The following is a 19,646-nucleotide window of genomic DNA, read 5'->3' on the forward strand; positions in this document are numbered from 1 at the left end:
GACAAAGGAACGGGGTAGACGAAGCGGTCTGGAAAGGCCCGCCAGAGAAGGTGACAGCCCTGTAGTCGAAACTTCGTTCCCTCCCGAGTGGCTCCTGAGTACGACGGGACACGGGGAATCCCGTCGGAAGCAGGGAGGACCATCTCCCAAGGCTAAATACTCCCTAGTGACCGATAGTGAACCAGTACCGTGAGGGAAAGGTGAAAAGCACCCCGGAAGGGGAGTGAAAGAGAACCTGAAACCGTGTGCCTACAAGTAGTCAGAGCCCGTTGATGGGTGATGGCGTGCCTTTTGTAGAATGAACCGGCGAGTTACGATGACGTGCGAGGTTAAGTCGAAAAGACGGAGCCGCAGCGAAAGCGAGTCTGAATAGGGCGCATAGTACGTCGTCGTAGACCCGAAACCAGGTGATCTACCCATGCCCAGGGTGAAGGTAGGGTAACACCTACTGGAGGCCCGAACCCACGCACGTTGAAAAGTGCGGGGATGAGGTGTGGGTAGGGGTGAAATGCCAATCGAACCTGGAGATAGCTGGTTCTCCCCGAAATAGCTTTAGGGCTAGCCTCAAGGGAAGAGTCTTGGAGGTAGAGCACTGATTGAGCTAGGGGCCCTCATCGGGTTACCGAACTCAGTCAAACTCCGAATGCCAACGACTTATCCTTGGGAGTCAGACTACGAGTGATAAGATCCGTAGTCGAGAGGGAAACAGCCCAGACCACCAGCTAAGGTCCCTAAGTGTACGTTAAGTGGAAAAGGATGTGGAGTTGCCCAGACAACCAGGATGTTGGCTTAGAAGCAGCCATCATTTAAAGAGTGCGTAATAGCTCACTGGTCGAGTGACTCTGCGCCGAAAATGTACCGGGGCTAAACGTACCACCGAAGCTGTGGGATGACCGATGGTCATCGGTAGGGGAGCGTTCTAAGTGCGCTGAAGCGAGACCGGAAGGACTCGTGGAGCGCTTAGAAGTGAGAATGCCGGTGTGAGTAGCGAAAACAGAGGTGAGAATCCTCTGCACCGAAAGCCTAAGGGTTCCTGAGGAAGGTTCGTCCGCTCAGGGTTAGTCGGGACCTAAGCCGAGGCCGAAAGGCGTAGGTGATGGGCAACAGGTCGAGATTCCTGTACCACCTCCTCACCGTTTGAGCGATGGGGGGACGCAGGAAGGTAGGGCGAGCAGGCTGCTGGAATAGCCTGTCCAAGCGGTTAGGCCGCCAGATAGGCAAATCCGTCTGGCAATAAGGCGGAACCGTGATGGCGAAGGGACCTTTGGTCCCGAAGTCCCCGATCCTACACTGCCAAGAAAAGCCTCTAGCGAGGTGGGAGGTGCCCGTACCGCAAACCGACACAGGTAGGCGAGGAGAGAATCCTAAGGTGCGCGGGAGAACTCTCGTTAAGGAACTCGGCAAAATGACCCCGTAACTTCGGGAGAAGGGGTGCTCTCTTGGGTCTCAAGCCCGAGGGAGCCGCAGTGAAAAGGCCCAAGCGACTGTTTATCAAAAACACAGGTCTCTGCGAAGCCGAAAGGCGAAGTATAGGGGCTGACACCTGCCCGGTGCTGGAAGGTTAAGGGGAGCGCTTAAGCCGCAAGGCTGAAGGTGCGAACCGAAGCCCCAGTAAACGGCGGCCGTAACTATAACGGTCCTAAGGTAGCGAAATTCCTTGTCGGGTAAGTTCCGACCCGCACGAAAGGTGTAACGACTTGGGCACTGTCTCAACGAGAGACCCGGTGAAATCATACTACCTGTGAAGATGCAGGTTACCCGCGACAGGACGGAAAGACCCCGTGGAGCTTTACTGCAGCCTGATATGGAATTTTGGTATCGCTTGTACAGGATAGGTGGGAGCCTGGGAAGCCGGAGCGCCAGCTTCGGTGGAGGCGGCGGTGGGATACCACCCTGGCGGTATTGAAATTCTAACCCGCACCCCTTATCGGGGTGGGAGACAGTGTCAGGTGGGCAGTTTGACTGGGGCGGTCGCCTCCCAAAAGGTAACGGAGGCGCCCAAAGGTTCCCTCAGAATGGTTGGAAATCATTCGGAGAGTGCAAAGGCAGAAGGGAGCTTGACTGCGAGACGGACAGGTCGAGCAGGGACGAAAGTCGGGCTTAGTGATCCGGTGGTTCCGTATGGAAGGGCCATCGCTCAACGGATAAAAGCTACCCCGGGGATAACAGGCTGATCTCCCCCAAGAGTCCACATCGACGGGGAGGTTTGGCACCTCGATGTCGGCTCATCGCATCCTGGGGCTGTAGTCGGTCCCAAGGGTTGGGCTGTTCGCCCATTAAAGCGGTACGCGAGCTGGGTTCAGAACGTCGTGAGACAGTTCGGTCCCTATCCGTCGCGGGCGCAGGAAATTTGAGAGGAGCTGTCCTTAGTACGAGAGGACCGGGATGGACGCACCGCTGGTGTACCAGTTGTCCCGCCAGGGGCACCGCTGGGTAGCTATGTGCGGAAGGGATAAGCGCTGAAAGCATCTAAGCGTGAAGCCCCCCTCAAGATGAGATTTCCCATCGCGAAAAGCGAGTAAGATCCCTCGAAGATGACGAGGTCGATAGGTCCGAGGTGGAAGCGTGGCGACACGTGGAGCTGACGGATACTAATCGATCGAGGACTTAACCAAGCGGAAAAACGGAAGCCGCCCAGCGAAACGGCTTCTTCCAAACGGACGGTTATCTAGTTTTGAGGGAATGAAATTCCCCTTGACAATGTCATCGATTGAACTATAATAGAACTAGTTCGTTATTTGCCTAGTGACAATAGCGGAGAGGAAACACCCGTTCCCATTCCGAACACGGAAGTTAAGCTCTCCAGCGCCGATGGTAGTTGGGGCCAGCGCCCCTGCGAGAGTAGGTCGTTGCTAGGCAAGTTTATTTTATAAAGCACCCTGCGAATAAGCAGGGTGCTTTTTATTATGAATGAACGGAGCTTGGAAACAGCTGGTGTGTTAAATATTCATAAAGCAATAAAGGCACTTTCTCTGCAGTTAAAGATAAAAATTGGACAATCAATGTATATGCATTACTTGAGTAAGCATGCAATAACTCGCTCCACCATTCCGTTTCGTATCGGGAAATCATGCTTAAGTTATATAGCAATAAATAATGCGCGATCACTTCCGGCAACATAAATATTTTTTCTCTCTTTGTCGGAATGCGGTATGTTCCATTTAAATGAAACATCAATGGTTCACATCCAATCGGTTGTAGTGGCGATTGAATTCCAATGTGAATAAAACGATCTTCCTCTTTCACAAAAGTAGTTTTGGAAAAGTGCCATTCATGCTCTATGTAATGAATAAACCGATTTAACGACATATGATAATGGTCTAAAATTTCTATCGGAATCGCAATAGTATTGCGGGAAGAGTTATGTATAATTTCTATAGATAATATTTTTTCATCGTTAAATATAGCGAATGATTGATGTAGTTCGCATATGCGCTGGAGCAACGTAATCATCCGAAATTTTTCTCCTGCTGGTTGTTTCACATGAAACATTTTTTCAGAAAAATGAGTAAATAATCCGTTTTTTTGTACTTTGACTTCATCATCGAAAAATTCATATCCTTGTTTTTTTCTTTTTCTTGTGGAGACTCCGTGTGCTAAAACGGAAGTAGATTCAGGATAATCTGCGTCGACTGTAAGCAAGCAAGCTTTTAAAAACTGCACCATTCCGTAAAATAAAAGAACAGGCTTAATGGATAAAGGAGCATTGCTTGCAGTTGAATAAAAGTTTTGTCCGTGTTCTAGATAATAAAGAAATGGGTAGCAGTTTGTGTAGCTTTTTTGAACAGCATCTTTCCTTTTTTGTTTTACGTAGCATTGACGAAGCAGTTGTTGGGCGATATCTGCCGAATGAAAGACGACAAATTTATTGGAAATGTTTCCGTGATCAAACATTGTCACTCCCCCTTGCTATATTAAAAAATAACTGAAAAGTTGAACATTTTCTCTATTCCTTGACAGTAGTTTAACCAGTTGTTAAGCTACTAATAATATTTCCGGATAAGGGGGAGAAAACATGTGGGAATCGAAATTTGCTAAAGAAGGATTAACGTTTGATGATGTGCTGCTTATTCCTGCTAAATCAGATGTATTGCCTCGCGATGTGGATGTGACGACAAAGTTGAGCGAAACGTTACAGTTGAACATCCCAATTATTAGTGCAGGAATGGATACGGTAACGGAAGCAGAAATGGCCATTGCCATGGCAAGACAAGGTGGACTTGGAATTATCCATAAAAATATGTCCATCGAGCAGCAAGCGGAGCAAGTAGATAAAGTGAAACGTTCGGAGCGAGGAGTCATTACGGATCCGTTTTTCTTAACCCCTGAACATCAAGTGTACGATGCTGAACATTTAATGAGTAAATATCGTATTTCTGGCGTGCCGATCGTCAATAACGCGGAAGAGCAAAAGCTTGTTGGCATTATTACAAACCGCGATTTACGATTCATTCAAGATTATTCCACGAAAATTTCCGATGTGATGACAAAAGAAAATTTAATCACGGCTCCGGTTGGAACGACGTTAGAAGAGGCAGAAAAGATTTTACAAAAGTACAAAGTCGAAAAGTTGCCGCTTGTAGATGAAAATGGGGTATTAAAGGGATTAATCACAATTAAAGATATCGAAAAAGTGATCGAATTTCCGAATTCTGCAAAAGACGCAAAAGGACGACTTCTTGTCGGGGCGGCTGTTGGCGTGACAGCTGATACGATGATTCGCGTGAAAAAACTGGTGGAAGCAAACGTTGATGTCATTGTCGTGGACACGGCGCACGGTCATTCCAAAGGTGTTCTTGAGACGGTTCGCAAAATTCGCGAACAATACCCAGACTTAAATATTATCGCGGGAAATGTCGCGACAGCGGAGGCGACACGCGATTTGATTGAGGCGGGAGCGAACATCATCAAAGTCGGCATTGGACCTGGGTCAATCTGTACGACGCGCGTTGTCGCGGGTGTCGGTGTGCCACAAATTACGGCAATATACGATTGTGCAACAGAAGCTCGTAAACACGGCGTTCCGATCATCGCTGACGGCGGAATTAAATATTCCGGCGACATTGTAAAAGCGTTGGCTGCAGGAGCGCATGCGGTCATGTTGGGAAGCCTTTTAGCCGGAGTATCAGAAAGCCCTGGAGAAACGGAAATTTATCAAGGAAGAAGATTTAAAGTGTATCGCGGCATGGGTTCTGTTGCTGCGATGGAAAAAGGAAGCAAAGACCGTTATTTCCAAGAGGATAATAAAAAATTCGTTCCTGAAGGGATTGAAGGACGCGTTCCTTACAAAGGACCTTTGGCTGACACGATTTATCAGCTTGTCGGCGGTTTGCGAGCAGGAATGGGATATTGTGGAACAAGAAATTTAGAGGAACTAAGAGAAAAGACCCAATTTATTCGCATGACGAGCGCAGGATTGCGCGAAAGCCATCCGCATGATGTACAAATTACGAAAGAGGCGCCAAACTACTCTATTTCTTAATAAATATGTCTATATACCTAACTTAGACGGGGAAATTTTCTCCGTCTATTTTTTTGTAAAGGAGTGTGTTACAATAACGTTTGTGTGAGGAGGGTATGAACGTGAAGAGGATAAAGCAAAAAATAATTATTAGTTTCTTGATGATTTGTTTCTGTTTTCATTTTCTACCATTCCAAGCGGCAAAAGCAGCAGGCGATCCATTGGACATTGAAGCTGATGCGGCGATACTTGTTGATGCAAATACAGGGAGAATTTTGTATCAAAAAAACATTGATACCGTTCTTGGTATTGCTAGCATGACAAAAATGATGACCGAGTATTTGCTGTTGGAAGCGATCAAAGAAAAGCGGGTAAAATGGGATCAGCAGTATACACCAAGTGACTACGTTTATCGTCTTTCGCAAGATCGCGCTTTATCGAACGTTCCGTTACGAAAAGATGAAAAATACACCGTTCGTGAGCTTTATGAAGCGATGGCGATTTATTCCGCCAATGCAGCTACGGTGGCCATTGCTGAAATTGTCGGCGGCTCGGAACAAAATTTTGTGAAAATGATGAATGAAAAAGCGAAACAGTTAGGGTTGCAAGGTTATAAATTTGTTAACGCCACCGGATTAAGCAATAAAGACTTAAAAGGATTTCAGCCAGAAGGAATGGGCGAACATGAGGAAAATGTCATGTCCGCTCGGGCGATTGCTACATTGGCATACCATTTGTTAAAGGAGCATCCGGAAGTGCTAAAAACAGCCAGTGTTGCTCATAAAGTATTCCGAGAAGGAACGGATGATGAAATTAAAATGGACAACTGGAACTGGATGCTGCCTGGACTAGTTCATGCATACGAAGGGGTCGATGGCCTAAAAACGGGTTATACAGAATTTGCAGGTTATTGTTTTACAGGAACGGCAGAGCGGAATGGCGTTCGTTTTATTACTGTTGTGATGAATGCGAAAAGTAATGGAAAGTCGACGATCGAAGCACGTTTTGAACAAACGAGAAAATTGCTTGACTATGGATTCAGCAATTATTCTATGAAAAAACTATACCCGAAAGGATATGAACTAAAAGGAAAATCGGTGTTGCCAGTAGTGAAAGGAAAAGAAAAATCTGTCGCTATCGCAACTGATAAGCCGCTTTCTCTCGTCGTGAAAAACGGAGAGGAAAAAAATTATCGTCCTGTTTATGTTTTCGATAAAAAGAAATTGACCGCCAACGGCGAGCTAACCGCACCGGTGAAAAAAGGAGAAAAAGTCGGATATATGACATTGCAATATAAAGGAGAAGGGGAATATAGTTTTTTAAGTCCAGAAATGAAAAAGAATGTAAGTGTTGATATTATTGCAAAAAGCAATGTTGAAAAGGCAAACTGGTTTGTGCTTACAATGAGAGGAATCGGCGGGTTGTTTGGCGATGTATGGACAAGCGTGGTAAAAACGGTTAAAGGTTGGTTTTAAAAGCTCCTTCCTTTTTAGGGAGCTTTTTTCTGTTGTGATTTTTTAAAAAAATGAGGTAAAATAGAAAAATGTAATCATCTTCACTTATGATGAGGATGCGATGATAGGTAACAAAGTAACTGACGTAGCGAAATAAGGGGGAATGATAAATGGCGATTACAGGTACAGATCGTGTCAAACGGGGAATGGCGGAAATGCAAAAGGGCGGCGTCATCATGGACGTGGTGAATGCGGAACAAGCGAAAATCGCGGAGGCAGCCGGTGCGGTAGCGGTGATGGCATTGGAACGTGTCCCTGCTGATATTCGCGCCGCCGGCGGTGTCGCGCGCATGGCAGATCCGACGGTCATTGAGGAAGTGATGAAGGCCGTATCGATTCCTGTCATGGCAAAGGCGCGTATCGGTCATTACGTAGAGGCGCGCGTCCTTGAGGCGTTAGGTGTTGATTATATTGACGAAAGCGAAGTGTTAACACCAGCGGACGAAGAATTCCATATTGACAAACGTCAGTTTACCGTTCCGTTTGTTTGCGGTTGTCGCGACTTAGGAGAAGCAGCACGCCGCATTGCTGAAGGGGCGTCGATGCTTCGCACAAAAGGGGAGCCGGGTACAGGAAATATTGTTGAGGCAGTGCGCCATATGCGCAAAGTCAATGCGCAAATTCGCAAAGTCGTCAGCATGAGTGAAGATGAGCTTGTGACAGAAGCGAAAAATTTAGGCGCTCCAGTCGAGGTATTGCGTGAAATTAAGCGATTGGGCCGTCTCCCTGTCGTCAACTTTGCCGCAGGCGGTATCGCGACTCCGGCTGATGCGGCATTGATGATGCATTTAGGCGCAGACGGGGTGTTTGTCGGTTCGGGCATTTTTAAATCGGAAAATCCGGAAAAATATGCGCGGGCGATCGTTGAAGCGACAGCCCATTATGAAGACTACGAGTTAATTGCCCATTTATCCAAAGGATTAGGCGGCGCAATGCGCGGTATTGATGTCGCGTCATTATTGCCAGAACAACGTATGCAAGAGCGTGGTTGGTAAAAGGAGTAGACGTAATGATGAAAATCGGAGTGCTTGGCTTGCAAGGCGCCGTACAGGAACATGTCCGTTCCATTGAAGCGTGCGGTGCTGAGGCAGTGGTTGTAAAAAAAATCGAGCAGTTGGAGGAAATTGACGGACTTATTCTTCCTGGTGGCGAAAGCACGACGATGCGCCGCTTAATGGATAAATACGGATTTATCGAGCCGTTGAAACAATTTGCAGCGGCGGGAAAACCGATGTTCGGCACGTGCGCTGGCCTCATTTTGTTAGCAAAGCGAATTGTCGGCTATGACGAGCCGCATTTAGGATTGATGGATATTACGGTGCAACGCAATTCTTTTGGCCGTCAGCGGGAAAGTTTTGAGGCGGAGCTTTCCATCGCAGGAGTTGCTGATAACTTTGTTGGGGTGTTTATCCGTGCTCCCCATATTGTCGAAGTGGGAGAAGATGTGGAAATTTTGGCGAAATATGAAGGGCGTATTGTCGCGGCAAGACAAGGGCAATTTTTAGGATGCTCATTCCACCCTGAATTAACGGACGATCATCGCATGACGCAATATTTTCTCAATATGGTGAAAGAAGCGAAAGTATAAAAAGGGTTGCTTTTCAAAAAAACTTATAGTACATTATTGGTGCAAGTAGACATAGGCGAAAATAACATAGCGCTAAAGCGATGAAAGGAACTAGTAGCAAGACCGTTTCTCTCCAGAGAGTCGGTGGGTGGTGCAAACCGGCGGGAAACGCTTGTGAATCCGTCCTGGAGTAAAGTGCTGAACGCGCAAGCTAGTAAGCATTTTCGGCTTTTCGCCGTTATCGGTTCAAGCGGAAGACAGCCTCGTCTTCAATTAGGGTGGCAACGCGGGATTACTCTCGTCCCTTTTTCGGGACGGGAGTTTTTATTTTATAATTATATAAAGAAGGAGGTATCGCTAATGCTTGATGTGAAATATTTACGCAATCATTTTCAAGAAGTAAGAGAAAGGCTTCTAAAGCGCAGCGGGGATTTAGCAAATATTGACCGTTTTGAAGAGCTCGACAAAAAACGCCGCGAATTAATCGCAAAAGCAGAAGAACTAAAAAATAAACGAAATGAAGTATCCCAACAAATCGCCGTGTTAAAACGAGAAAAAAAAGATGCCGATCATCTCATTGCCGAGATGCGGGAAGTCGGGGATCGCATTAAAGCAATGGATGACGAAATCCGCCGAGTGGAAGAAGAATTAAATGCGCTGTTATTGTCCATTCCAAACGTTCCTCATGAATCGGTACCTGTCGGTAAGTCGGAAGAAGATAACGTCGAAGTTCGCAAATGGGGGGAACCGCGTTCGTTTTCGTTTGAGCCGAAACCGCACTGGGATATCGCTGATCAGCTCGGCATCCTTGATTTTGAACGGGCTGCGAAAGTAACGGGAAGCCGCTTTGTCTTTTATAAAGGACTCGGTGCCCGCCTAGAGCGCGCGTTAATTAACTTTATGCTCGATGTTCATGTCGAAGAGTTCGGTTATCAAGAAATATTGCCTCCGTATCTTGTCAATCGGTCGAGCATGACAGGGACAGGGCAATTGCCAAAGTTTGAAGAAGACGCGTTTCGTATCGAAACAGAAGATTACTTTTTAATTCCGACGGCAGAAGTGCCTGTGACTAATTTACATCGCGATGAAATTTTATCGGCGGAAGATTTACCGATTTATTATGTTGCTTACAGCGCGTGTTTCCGTGCCGAAGCCGGTGCTGCCGGACGTGATACAAGAGGGCTTATTCGTCAGCATCAATTTAATAAAGTAGAACTTGTGAAATTTGTAAAACCGGAAGATTCGTATGACGAATTAGAAAAATTGACACATCAAGCGGAGAGAATTTTGCAGCTCCTTGGGCTTCCTTATCGGGTTGTATGTTTATGCACTGGTGATTTAGGGTTTTCGGCGGCAAAAACGTATGATATTGAAGTATGGCTGCCAAGTTATGGAACATATCGTGAGATTTCTTCTTGCAGCAATTTTGAAGCGTTCCAAGCACGGCGTGCTAACATTCGTTTCCGCCGTGAACCAAAATCGAAGCCGGAATATGTGCATACGCTCAACGGATCAGGATTAGCCATTGGCCGCACGGTAGCTGCCATTTTAGAAAATTACCAGCAAGAAGACGGCACCGTTGTCATTCCGGAAGTATTGCGCCCGTACATGGGAAATAAAGAGGTTATTCGATAAATAAAAGCTGGGCGGGCAAACCCGCCCAGCTTCACCATAAAAAGTGTTGACTTTTAGTTTTCTTGATGTTATATTCAATGATGTCGGTATGGAGGAGTACCCAAGTCTGGCTGAAGGGGTCGGTCTTGAAAACCGAGAGGCGCCGCAAGGCGCGCGGGGGTTCGAATCCCTCCTCCTCCGCCATAAAGCTTGAAATACCAACGCGCATAAGTGGAGATTGTTATCCGAAACGATTCGTTACATTTTGTAACGAATTTTTATTTTTCCAAACAAATAACCGCCTAATAACGGCGGTTATTTGTTATGCGATGATATTCATGAATAATTGTTGCCGCTTTTTTAATAATCGGCTCGATGGACTGTTCCTCTCCGATAATGTCATATTCGTTAATGTTTACGCGAAGAACCGGGCAAGCGTTAAATTCATTAATCCATTTTTTATAACGTTCATACATTTCCTTCCAATATGATATCGGTGTTTTCTGTTCCATTGGACGCCCGCGCTCGCGAATGCGCTTCATCACTTCCTCAAAACTTCCTTCCAAATAAATAAGCAAATCAGGATGCGGGAAATACGGTGTCATCACCATCGCTTGAAATAAGCTCGTATATGTTTCGTAGTCCACAGCTGTCATTGTTCCATTTTCAAAGTGCATTTTTGCAAAAATATGCGCATCTTCGTAAATAGATCGATCTTGAACAAAACCGCCGCCATATTCAAACATTCGCTTTTGTTCTTTAAAGCGTTCGGCAAGAAAATAAATTTGCAAATGGAAGCTCCACCGTTCAAAATTATCATAAAACTTGTCTAAATATGGATTTGTATCTACTTTTTCCAATGAAGTACGAAAATTTAGCGCTTTTGCTAATGCTTTTGTCATGGTTGATTTACCGACACCGACTGTTCCGGCAATCGTAATGACAGCGTTCGCTGGAATATCGTATTTTTCACGTAAGTTCATTGCTACTAACCCCCTTTATGACAGTTTCTACTTGCTCAAATATGTGGTATAAATCTTCTTTCCGTTGAACGAAATCCAGCAAGTCCCCGTTGAATCGGAGAACTGGAATCTGCGGATTTGCTTGTTCGAATAGGGCAAATGTCTCTTCATAATCGGCGGAAAGTTGCTGTAGGTAAAGCGGATCGATTTTTTTTTCAAAGTTGCGACCGCGCTGACGAATGCGGGTTAATAATGTTTCAAGACTGGCATGTAAGTAAATAATCATATTTGGTTGAGGTAAACCTTCTGTTAAAACATCATAAATTTTTATATATTTTTTATAATGGTGGCTTTTTAATGTTCTTTTGGCAAAAATTAAATTTTTCATTATATGATAATCGGCGACAATCGGTTTTTGTTGTTGAAGAAAATCACGGTCAATTTCTTCTAATTGCTTATAACGGTGGCAAAGGAAAAACATTTCCGTTTGGAAGCTCCATTCTTCGATATTTTCATAAAATTTCCCGAGAAATGGATTCTCGTCGACGATTTCTTTCACTAAATGATAGTGAAAGCGTTCAGAAATCGCTTTTGCCAATGAAGTTTTCCCAACTCCAATCGGTCCTTCTACCGCGATAAATGGAACTGTTCCCATTTATATTCCTCCTTCTTTGTAAACAGACAAACTTTATTTTAACATAGAAAAAGAAAATCGCACTTGGAAAAGCAACCAAGTGCGATGAAAAGAAGTCTTATTATCTTTTTACAACAGTAAAGTTATCTGTTAATAGCAACCAATTTTGTGGGAAATCTAATCCTAGTTTCCAATAGCTAATTCCACGTAGGCCGAGTTCTTTTACTAAGTTGAATTTTGCTTGAATTGAGCGGGCGTCTTCAAACCAAACTTCGTGTTCTTTTCCGTTTTCATCCCGATAACGGAAATGAGGAGCTTGCGCGTTTGTGTCATATTCAATGGCGACATTGTATTGGGAAGCAAGGCGGATCGCTTGCTGCGGGCTAATCGCCCGCGCATATGGCCCGCCCGGCACGTATGGAAGCGTCCAATCGTATCCGTATAAGTTTTGTCCCATCATAATTTTAGAAGCAGGCATTTCGGAAATGGCATATTCGAGCACGCGCCGAACAGGGCCGATTGGGGAAACCGCCATTGGCGGTCCGCCGCTATATCCCCATTCGTATGTCATAATGACGACAAAATCAACAATTTGGCCGTGGGCGCGGTAATCGTGTGCTTCGTACCAGCGCCCCTTTTGTGTCGCGCTCGTTTTTGGTGCTAAGGCGGTGGACATCAGCCACCCTTCGCGTTCAAACCGACGCTTTGCTTTTCGCAAAAACGCGTTATACGCTTCGCGGTCTTCAGGACGTAAATATTCCATATCAAAGTGAATATCGCGAAATCCGTACTTTTTCGCTGTTGTTGTAATGTTGTCCAATAAGCGGTTTTGCAATTGTTCGTTGTTTAAAATGAGCGCTCCTAGCTCATCGCTAAACTGTTCGTTTTCGATATTGGTAACGACCATAATTAAAGTAACGCGGTTGGCGCGGGCGATAGATGGAAAATTATTTAACGGCGGTTCTCTGAGTGTTGCGTTTCGCTGAATTTGAAACTGAAACGGAGCTAAGTATGTTAAATACGGGGCAGCTTGACGGGCTCTTGCCTCCAGCGCTGGGCTGACAGTCGTTCCGCGCGGCTCAATGTATCCGTTAAACTCGGCTCTCCGTTTTGTCCTTGGCGGAATATATAAACGTTGTCCAACTTGCAGCGGACTATTGAGAGAAATGCGGTTAATTTCCGCAAGCTGCTGCATAGGAATGGAAAATCTGCGAGAAATGGACCATAAACTATCACCGCGCTGAACCCAATAAAAACGGCCAACAATCGGAATAACAATCGCTTGACCGACAACAAGATCATTTGGATTTGGAAGCTCGTTTGCCCGAGTAATTTCTTCCGGAGTCGTATTATACGCTTGAGCAATTCCGCTTAACGTCTGCCCGCTTTGTACGACGTGAATTTGCATACTTTACCTCCTAGTTGCGTCTTCGTTCTTCTTATTCTATGATGAAAAAAGAGCAGAAATGACTGTTTTTACAAGGAGTTCAGCGATGGTAAACGATGAATATTATATGCGTCTAGCCATAGAAGAAGCGAAAAAAGCGGAACAAATAGGAGAAGTACCGATTGGCGCGATCATTGTCCAAGGTGGCAATGTTATTGCTCGTGCCCATAATTTGCGAGAGACGGAACAACGCGCTATCGCCCATGCAGAAATTTTAGCGATTGACGAAGCGTGCAAAAAAGTAGGTTCATGGCGCTTGGAAGACGCGACGTTGTACGTCACGCTGGAACCTTGCGCGATGTGCGCAGGGGCCATTGTGCTTGCCCGCATCAAAAGAGTCGTATTTGCCGCAAGTGATCCAAAAGGCGGCTGTGCAGGCACATTGATGAATTTGCTGCAAGAAGGAAGATTTAATCATCAAGCGGAAGTGACAAGTGGGATATTGCAAGAAGAATGCGGACAAATGTTAAGCAACTTTTTTCGAAAACTTCGTGAGAAAAAGAAAAATATTGGACAAAATTCCAGCTAAATGACAAGGTATGGTCATTGCATTTTTTTCCGAAAACCGCTATACTTATATTGCCGTGCTAAGCGGGGAGGTAGCGGTGCCCTGTACTCGCAATCCGCTCTAGCGAGGCTGAATCCCTTCTCGAGGTTAGTCTGCCGTGAGGTCTGTCTCAAGTAAGTGGTGTTGACGTTTGGGTCCCGCGCAATGGGATTCCGTGAACCCTGTCAGGTCCGGAAGGAAGCAGCAGTAAGCGGATGCTCCCATGTGCCGCGGGGGTGCCTGGACTGAGCTAACTGCTTGAGCAACGCTTGGGGCAGCTAATCGACAGAAGGTGCACGGCCTGCATGAAGGCAATAGACAACTCACTCCTTGCGAGTGAGTTTTTTTATTCTATTTCTATTTTGAAAAAAGGCGAAGACATTATATAATAAATGAGATGAGGGAAAGAGGGGGGCCATTTCGTGACATACCAAGCTTTATATCGTGTTTTTCGGCCGCAGCGGTTTGCAGACGTTGTCGGTCAAGAACACGTGACGAAAACATTGCAAAGTGCCCTGCTTCAAAATAAAATATCTCACGCTTATTTGTTTTCAGGTCCGCGCGGCACAGGAAAGACGAGTGCTGCAAAAATTTTAGCAAAAGCGGTAAATTGTGAGCGTGCGCCGACGGCAGAACCGTGCAACGAATGTCCCGCGTGCATTGGGATTACAAATGGCACTATTCCGGACGTATTGGAAATTGATGCGGCTTCGAACAACCGGGTGGATGAAATTCGCGATATTCGCGATAAAGTGAAATTTGCGCCAACATCCGTTCGCTATAAGGTATATATTATTGATGAAGTGCATATGCTTTCAATTGGCGCTTTTAACGCGTTGTTAAAGACGTTGGAGGAACCCCCAAAGCACGTTATTTTTATATTGGCAACAACAGAGCCTCATAAAATCCCGCTTACGATTATTTCCCGCTGTCAGCGTTTTGATTTTCGGCGAATCCCATTGCATTCCATTGTTGCGAGACTGCGGCACGTGATGGAACGGCAAGGGATGAAAGCTTCCGATGAGGCTTTGTCTGCGATTGCGCGAGCAGCCGACGGCGGAATGCGCGATGCGTTGAGCTTGCTTGATCAGGCTATTTCATTTAGCGATGGAGAATTGCTGCTTGAAGACGTCCTTGCCATGACAGGCTCTGTAGCTTCTGCGGCGTTGACCTCTCTTGTTCGGGCTGTGTATGAGAAAGATGCGGCAACATCGTTGCAGCTGCTCGAGGAAATGATGGACCAAGGAAAAGATCCTAACCGCCTTATTGAAGACTTAATTTTATATTATCGTGATCTTTTGCTTTATAAAACGGCTCCTCATGTAGAAGGAGCGATCAAAGGCACAATTGTCGACGATGCGTTTCAACATTTGGCGGAATCGGTTCCGTTATCTGACATATATGAAGCGATTGAAGTATTAAATAAAAGCCAGCAAGAAATGAAATGGACGAATCATCCGCGCATTTTTTTGGAGGTTGCGCTGGTGAAGCTTTGCCATCAACAAGCTTCGTCTCCATCCCCGTCCACTGAAGAGATTCAATCGCTTGCAAGAAAAGTGGAATATTTGGAAGCGGAACTGCGCCGTTTAAAAGAACATAATGAATCTGTTACGGCAGCTGCCCCCGCTCAGGCGCAAAAACAAACGAGGCCGCTGAAAACGGGAGGATATAAAACGCCAGTTGGTCGTATTTATGAAATATTAAAGCAAGCAACCCATCAAGATTTATCGCTCATCAAAAGCCATTGGGCTGAGATGCTCGATACATTACGGAAACAGCATAAAGTGTCCCATGCGGCTCTATTGCAGGAAAGCGAGCCAGTTGCGGCAAGCCCGAATGCTTTTGTGTTGAAGTTTAAATATGAAATCCACTGTAAAATGGCCGCTGACAATACGAATTATGTGAAAGATAATTTAGAGGCGATTTTATTCGAACTGACGAAAAAACGTTTTGAAATGGTGGCTGTTCCTGAAGAAGAATGGGGAAAGATAAGGGAAGAATTCATTCGCGAAAAAGGAACGAAGCGCGAACAAGAAAAGGAAGAAGACCCGTTAATCGCAGAAGCAAAGCGGCTGTTTGGCGAGGAGATAATTGAAATTAAGGAATAAAACTTGTAAGGAGGAAAAAACGATGATGCGTGGCGGAATGGGAAATATGCAAAAAATGATGAAGCAAATGCAAAAAATGCAAAAAGAAATGCAGAAAGCGCAAGAGCAATTAGCGGAAAAAACAGTAGAAGGTACTGCAGGAGGCGGAATGGTAACCGTCGTCGCAAATGGTCATAAACAAATTTTGGAAGTGAAAATTAAAGAAGAAGTCGTGGATCCAGAAGATATTGAAATGCTCCAAGATTTAGTGTTGGCGGCAACCAACGATGCGTTGAAAAAAGCAGATGAGTTAGCGGCTGAAATGATGGGGCAATTTACAAAAGGATTGAATATTCCGGGATTGTTCTAGGAGGAGTTTTATGCATTACCCAGAACCAATATCTAAGCTAATCGATAGTTTTATGAAGCTGCCCGGAATCGGACCAAAAACAGCTATTCGTCTCGCGTTTTTTGTTTTAACGATGAAGGAAGATACCGTGTTGGAATTTGCTAAAGCGCTTGTGGATGTCAAACGTAATATTAGATATTGTGCGATTTGTGGGCATATTACCGATACAGATCCTTGTTATATTTGCAAAGATGAAAGACGAGATCGAACAACAATCTGTGTTGTGCAAGATCCGAAAGATGTCATTGCCATGGAAAAAATGAAAGAATACAATGGGCTTTACCATGTGTTGCATGGCGCTATTTCTCCAATGGAAGGCATCGGGCCAGAAGATATAAAAATTGCGGAGTTATTGAAAAGATTGCAAGATGAAACTGTACAGGAAGTTATTTTGGCAACAAACCCGAACATTGAAGGGGAAGCGACCGCGATGTATATATCACGTTTGCTAAAACCAACTGGAATAAAAGTGACGAGAATTGCCCATGGATTGCCAGTGGGCGGAGATTTGGAATATGCCGATGAAGTGACGCTTTCGAAAGCTTTGGAAGGACGTCGAGAGTTATAGAAAGAGGTGGAAGTCACTTGTTATGGCGGCGGAAAGGCTGGTTGAAAAAACAGTTTGATCTAAAATTAATAGAACAATTACAAGCAGTACGTGACGAATGGTATGAACAGAAACGGCTGATTGAAAAAAGTGTGGAACCTTCAGAGGAAGTGCTAATGACATTAAATGTTGCAGAAGCCAAATATTTTTTTTTAATGCGGGAAGCGAAATATCGACGCGTATCATTAAAGGGAGTGAAATAGCTTCCTTTATTTTTTTGTTCTTTTTTCTCTCTTTTTTCATACGTTGGTAGTACAAGCATAAAAAAGGAGCGTGGAAAATGGAACCAAAATTTGTTGTTGTTTTGTCATTGTTTATGATTATTGTTTTATTATTAGTAGGAGCAAGGTTGAAAACATTAAAATTTTTAGGATATGGGGTAATTAAACTAATTGTTGGAGCGTTAGTTTTATTTGTTATCAATGCCATTGGCGGAACGTTTCAGGTTCATATTCCTATTAATTTCATAACGGCATTGATATGCGGATTCCTCGGGATACCAGGAGCGGCAGCGTTAGTCATTATCGAAAAGTATATTGTTATGTAAGAAAAATTTTTATAGAAAGAATAATAAAAAGGCGTTGTTTTTCATCGTCGTCTTTTTATTTTTTTAAAAAACATATTGACTTCTATTTTTATATGTATTATATTTAAGAACGTCGTTGTTAAAAAATAAATAAAACGTAGCTATATAACTTAGCAAAGTGTACAAAAGTTCCTTGAAAACTAAACAAAACGCAAGCGTCAATAAGAAAAGCGAAGGCGACTGATTAGCCCCGACAGGCGCTGGAGGGCTCGCGAGGAGGCGGTTGCCGCCACAGCGAGACCGAAGGAAGCGTCCCGAGGGGCTAGGAGCCGGAGCTAGACAATAAGAAAAGCGGAGGCGACTGGCACCTTTTGGTGTCGGAGCCGAAGTTGGAGATAAGCCAATCCATTTTCTATGGAGAGTTTGATCCTGGCTCAGGACGAACGCTGGCGGCGTGCCTAATACATGCAAGTCGAGCGGGCCGGGCGGAAGCTTGCTTCCGCTTGGTTAGCGGCGGACGGGTGAGTAACACGTGGGTAACCTGCCCGTAAGACCGGGATAACTCCGGGAAACCGGAGCTAATACCGGATAACACCGAAGACCGCATGGTCTTCGGTTGAAAGGCGGCTTCGGCTGCCACTTACGGATGGGCCCGCGGCGCATTAGCTAGTTGGTGAGGTAACGGCTCACCAAGGCGACGATGCGTAGCCGGCCTGAGAGGGTGACCGGCCACACTGGGACTGAGACACGGCCCAGACTCCTACGGGAGGCAGCAGTAGGGAATCTTCCGCAATGGACGAAAGTCTGACGGAGCGACGCCGCGTGAGCGAAGAAGGTCTTCGGATCGTAAAGCTCTGTTGTTAGGGAAGAAGAAGTGCCGTTCGAACAGGGCGGTACGGTGACGGTACCTAACGAGAAAGCCCCGGCTAACTACGTGCCAGCAGCCGCGGTAATACGTAGGGGGCGAGCGTTGTCCGGAATTATTGGGCGTAAAGCGCGCGCAGGCGGTCCCTTAAGTCTGATGTGAAAGCCCACGGCTTAACCGTGGAGGGTCATTGGAAACTGGGGGACTTGAGTGCAGAAGAGGAGAGCGGAATTCCACGTGTAGCGGTGAAATGCGTAGAGATGTGGAGGAACACCAGTGGCGAAGGCGGCTCTCTGGTCTGTAACTGACGCTGAGGCGCGAAAGCGTGGGGAGCAAACAGGATTAGATACCCTGGTAGTCCACGCCGTAAACGATGAGTGCTAAGTGTTAGAGGGGTTAGCCCTTTAGTGCTGTAGCTAACGCGTTAAGCACTCCGCCTGGGGAGTACGGCCGCAAGGCTGAAACTCAAAGGAATTGACGGGGGCCCGCACAAGCGGTGGAGCATGTGGTTTAATTCGAAGCAACGCGAAGAACCTTACCAGGTCTTGACATCCCCTGACAACCCTGGAGACAGGGCGTTCCTCCCTTCGGGAGGACAGGGTGACAGGTGGTGCATGGTTGTCGTCAGCTCGTGTCGTGAGATGTTGGGTTAAGTCCCGCAACGAGCGCAACCCTCGCCCCTAGTTGCCAGCATTCAGTTGGGCACTCTAGGGGGACTGCCGGTGACAAACCGGAGGAAGGTGGGGATGACGTCAAATCATCATGCCCCTTATGACCTGGGCTACACACGTGCTACAATGGGCGGTACAAAGGGCTGCGAACCCGCGAGGGGGAGCGAATCCCAAAAAGCCGCTCTCAGTTCGGATTGCAGGCTGCAACTCGCCTGCATGAAGCCGGAATCGCTAGTAATCGCGGATCAGCATGCCGCGGTGAATACGTTCCCGGGCCTTGTACACACCGCCCGTCACACCACGAGAGCTTGCAACACCCGAAGTCGGTGAGGTAACCCGCAAGGGAGCCAGCCGCCGAAGGTGGGGCAAGTGATTGGGGTGAAGTCGTAACAAGGTAGCCGTACCGGAAGGTGCGGCTGGATCACCTCCTTTCTAAGGATGACACGAAAAGCAAAGGCGACTGCCTATTGACAATGAGATGAAAATCAGTTACAATGACGCTTGTCGTTTTGTTTAGTTTTGAAGGAATTTTTAAGAATTTAATATGATATGATGGGCCTATAGCTCAGCTGGTTAGAGCGCACGCCTGATAAGCGTGAGGTCGGTGGTTCAAGTCCACTTAGGCCCATTTGATGTATGGGGCCTTAGCTCAGCTGGGAGAGCGCCTGCTTTGCACGCAGGAGGTCATCGGTTCGATCCCGATAGGCTCCACCATTTAGTGAAAAAACATTTTGC

General features: G+C 46.0%; 15 protein-coding genes, 3 tRNA genes, 3 rRNA genes, 1 other RNA gene and 1 other annotated feature (1 of these 23 only partly in view). Of the genes, 18 read left to right on the top strand and 4 right to left on the bottom strand.

Annotated elements, in window-relative coordinates; genetic code table 11:
• Positions 1-2,615, top strand: a 23S ribosomal RNA gene (locus tag MWM02_RS00055) (it extends 320 nt beyond the left edge of the window).
• Between the two features lie 126 nt (positions 2,616-2,741).
• Positions 2,742-2,858: ribosomal RNA gene (rrf, locus tag MWM02_RS00060) — 5S ribosomal RNA — on the top strand.
• Positions 2,859-2,904: 46 nt separating this feature from the next.
• Here rrf and MWM02_RS00065 read toward each other — a convergent pair.
• The gene (locus tag MWM02_RS00065) at positions 2,905-3,894 is read right to left on the bottom strand and encodes a YaaC family protein (protein ID WP_064551390.1); all 990 of its coding nucleotides are present in this window, start codon (positions 3,892-3,894) and stop codon (positions 2,905-2,907) included.
• A 121-nt stretch (positions 3,895-4,015) separates the two neighbouring features.
• Between MWM02_RS00065 and guaB the strand changes: the two genes are divergently transcribed.
• The 6 genes from guaB to MWM02_RS00095 all read left to right on the top strand — a co-directional run bounded on the left by guaB (position 4,016) and on the right by MWM02_RS00095 (position 10,360).
• Positions 4,016-5,482: an IMP dehydrogenase gene (gene guaB, locus MWM02_RS00070; RefSeq protein WP_064551392.1), complete on the top strand. Its 1,467-nt coding sequence runs from the start codon at positions 4,016-4,018 to the stop codon at positions 5,480-5,482.
• A gap of 95 nt (positions 5,483-5,577) precedes the next feature.
• Positions 5,578-6,936, top strand: a complete 1,359-nt coding sequence (locus MWM02_RS00075; protein ID WP_232509540.1) for a serine hydrolase — start codon at positions 5,578-5,580, stop codon at positions 6,934-6,936.
• A gap of 149 nt (positions 6,937-7,085) precedes the next feature.
• Positions 7,086-7,970: a pyridoxal 5'-phosphate synthase lyase subunit PdxS gene (gene pdxS, locus MWM02_RS00080; protein ID WP_064551395.1), complete on the top strand. Its 885-nt coding sequence runs from the start codon at positions 7,086-7,088 to the stop codon at positions 7,968-7,970.
• A gap of 14 nt (positions 7,971-7,984) precedes the next feature.
• Positions 7,985-8,563, top strand: coding sequence for a pyridoxal 5'-phosphate synthase glutaminase subunit PdxT (gene pdxT, locus MWM02_RS00085; protein ID WP_244402711.1), 579 nt, complete (start codon positions 7,985-7,987; stop codon positions 8,561-8,563).
• A 71-nt stretch (positions 8,564-8,634) separates the two neighbouring features.
• Positions 8,635-8,851, top strand: a binding site (T-box leader).
• Between the two features lie 51 nt (positions 8,852-8,902).
• On the top strand, positions 8,903-10,177 hold the full coding sequence (serS, locus tag MWM02_RS00090; RefSeq protein ID WP_244402712.1) for a serine--tRNA ligase: 1,275 nt from the start codon (positions 8,903-8,905) through the stop codon (positions 10,175-10,177).
• A 90-nt stretch (positions 10,178-10,267) separates the two neighbouring features.
• Positions 10,268-10,360: transfer RNA gene (locus tag MWM02_RS00095), tRNA-Ser, on the top strand.
• A 98-nt stretch (positions 10,361-10,458) separates the two neighbouring features.
• Here the strand turns inward: MWM02_RS00095 and MWM02_RS00100 are convergent.
• The 3 genes from MWM02_RS00100 to MWM02_RS00110 all read right to left on the bottom strand — a co-directional run bounded on the left by MWM02_RS00100 (position 10,459) and on the right by MWM02_RS00110 (position 13,160).
• A complete protein-coding gene (locus MWM02_RS00100) occupies positions 10,459-11,139 on the bottom strand; it encodes a deoxynucleoside kinase (protein WP_064551401.1) in 681 nt (226 codons plus the stop codon).
• Positions 11,126-11,773 (bottom strand): deoxynucleoside kinase, encoded by a 648-nt coding sequence (locus MWM02_RS00105; protein WP_064551402.1) that lies wholly within the window; start codon positions 11,771-11,773, stop codon positions 11,126-11,128. Before MWM02_RS00105 ends, MWM02_RS00100 begins: the two co-directional genes overlap by 14 nt.
• A 100-nt stretch (positions 11,774-11,873) precedes the next feature.
• A complete protein-coding gene (locus MWM02_RS00110) occupies positions 11,874-13,160 on the bottom strand; it encodes a glycoside hydrolase family 18 protein (protein ID WP_244402713.1) in 1,287 nt (428 codons plus the stop codon).
• An 85-nt stretch (positions 13,161-13,245) separates the two neighbouring features.
• Here MWM02_RS00110 and tadA point away from each other — a divergent pair, with 85 nt between their 5' ends.
• From tadA to MWM02_RS00160, 10 genes are all read left to right on the top strand, one after another.
• Entirely contained in the window at positions 13,246-13,728 is a 483-nt protein-coding gene (gene tadA / locus MWM02_RS00115; RefSeq protein ID WP_244402714.1) for a tRNA adenosine(34) deaminase TadA, read from the top strand.
• Positions 13,729-13,781: 53 nt separating this feature from the next.
• Positions 13,782-14,046: signal recognition particle sRNA large type (ffs, locus tag MWM02_RS00120), an RNA gene on the top strand.
• A gap of 122 nt (positions 14,047-14,168) precedes the next feature.
• Positions 14,169-15,854: a DNA polymerase III subunit gamma/tau gene (gene dnaX, locus MWM02_RS00125; RefSeq protein WP_064551408.1), complete on the top strand. Its 1,686-nt coding sequence runs from the start codon at positions 14,169-14,171 to the stop codon at positions 15,852-15,854.
• Positions 15,855-15,879: 25 nt separating this feature from the next.
• Entirely contained in the window at positions 15,880-16,203 is a 324-nt protein-coding gene (locus MWM02_RS00130) for a YbaB/EbfC family nucleoid-associated protein (RefSeq protein WP_420038602.1), read from the top strand.
• A 10-nt stretch (positions 16,204-16,213) separates the two neighbouring features.
• Positions 16,214-16,810, top strand: coding sequence for a recombination mediator RecR (recR, locus tag MWM02_RS00135; RefSeq protein WP_064551411.1), 597 nt, complete (start codon positions 16,214-16,216; stop codon positions 16,808-16,810).
• Between the two features lie 17 nt (positions 16,811-16,827).
• A complete protein-coding gene (locus MWM02_RS00140; protein ID WP_064551412.1) occupies positions 16,828-17,052 on the top strand; it encodes a YaaL family protein in 225 nt (74 codons plus the stop codon).
• Positions 17,053-17,129: 77 nt separating this feature from the next.
• Complete coding sequence (locus tag MWM02_RS00145; protein WP_064551413.1) at positions 17,130-17,396, top strand: pro-sigmaK processing inhibitor BofA family protein; 267 nt, start codon at positions 17,130-17,132, stop codon at positions 17,394-17,396.
• A 390-nt stretch (positions 17,397-17,786) separates the two neighbouring features.
• Positions 17,787-19,343, top strand: a 16S ribosomal RNA gene (locus tag MWM02_RS00150).
• Positions 19,344-19,465: 122 nt separating this feature from the next.
• Positions 19,466-19,539 (top strand) — tRNA-Ile (locus tag MWM02_RS00155).
• 10 nt (positions 19,540-19,549) lie between these two features.
• Positions 19,550-19,625 (top strand) — tRNA-Ala (locus MWM02_RS00160).
• The last annotated feature ends 21 nt before the right edge of the window (positions 19,626-19,646 follow it).

The sequence above is a fragment of the Parageobacillus sp. KH3-4 genome, from assembly GCF_022846435.1.
GTDB classification, from domain to species: Bacteria; Bacillota; Bacilli; order Bacillales; family Anoxybacillaceae; genus Parageobacillus; species Parageobacillus thermoglucosidasius_A.

Excerpts from the sequence above, each read along its gene's own strand:
- MWM02_RS00065 (WP_064551390.1), bottom strand. The coding sequence starts at position 3,894 with ATGTTTGATCACGGAAACATTTCCAATAAATTTGTCGTCTTTCATTCG.
- guaB (WP_064551392.1), top strand. The coding sequence starts at position 4,016 with ATGTGGGAATCGAAATTTGCTAAAGAAGGATTAACGTTTGATGATGTG.
- MWM02_RS00075 (WP_232509540.1), top strand. The coding sequence starts at position 5,578 with ATGAACGTGAAGAGGATAAAGCAAAAAATAATTATTAGTTTCTTGATG.
- pdxS (WP_064551395.1), top strand. The coding sequence starts at position 7,086 with ATGGCGATTACAGGTACAGATCGTGTCAAACGGGGAATGGCGGAAATG.
- pdxT (WP_244402711.1), top strand. The coding sequence starts at position 7,985 with ATGATGAAAATCGGAGTGCTTGGCTTGCAAGGCGCCGTACAGGAACAT.
- serS (WP_244402712.1), top strand. The coding sequence starts at position 8,903 with ATGCTTGATGTGAAATATTTACGCAATCATTTTCAAGAAGTAAGAGAA.
- MWM02_RS00100 (WP_064551401.1), bottom strand. The coding sequence starts at position 11,139 with ATGAACTTACGTGAAAAATACGATATTCCAGCGAACGCTGTCATTACG.
- MWM02_RS00105 (WP_064551402.1), bottom strand. The coding sequence starts at position 11,773 with ATGGGAACAGTTCCATTTATCGCGGTAGAAGGACCGATTGGAGTTGGG.
- MWM02_RS00110 (WP_244402713.1), bottom strand. The coding sequence starts at position 13,160 with ATGCAAATTCACGTCGTACAAAGCGGGCAGACGTTAAGCGGAATTGCT.
- tadA (WP_244402714.1), top strand. The coding sequence starts at position 13,246 with ATGGTAAACGATGAATATTATATGCGTCTAGCCATAGAAGAAGCGAAA.
- MWM02_RS00130 (WP_420038602.1), top strand. The coding sequence starts at position 15,880 with ATGCGTGGCGGAATGGGAAATATGCAAAAAATGATGAAGCAAATGCAA.
- recR (WP_064551411.1), top strand. The coding sequence starts at position 16,214 with ATGCATTACCCAGAACCAATATCTAAGCTAATCGATAGTTTTATGAAG.
- MWM02_RS00145 (WP_064551413.1), top strand. The coding sequence starts at position 17,130 with ATGGAACCAAAATTTGTTGTTGTTTTGTCATTGTTTATGATTATTGTT.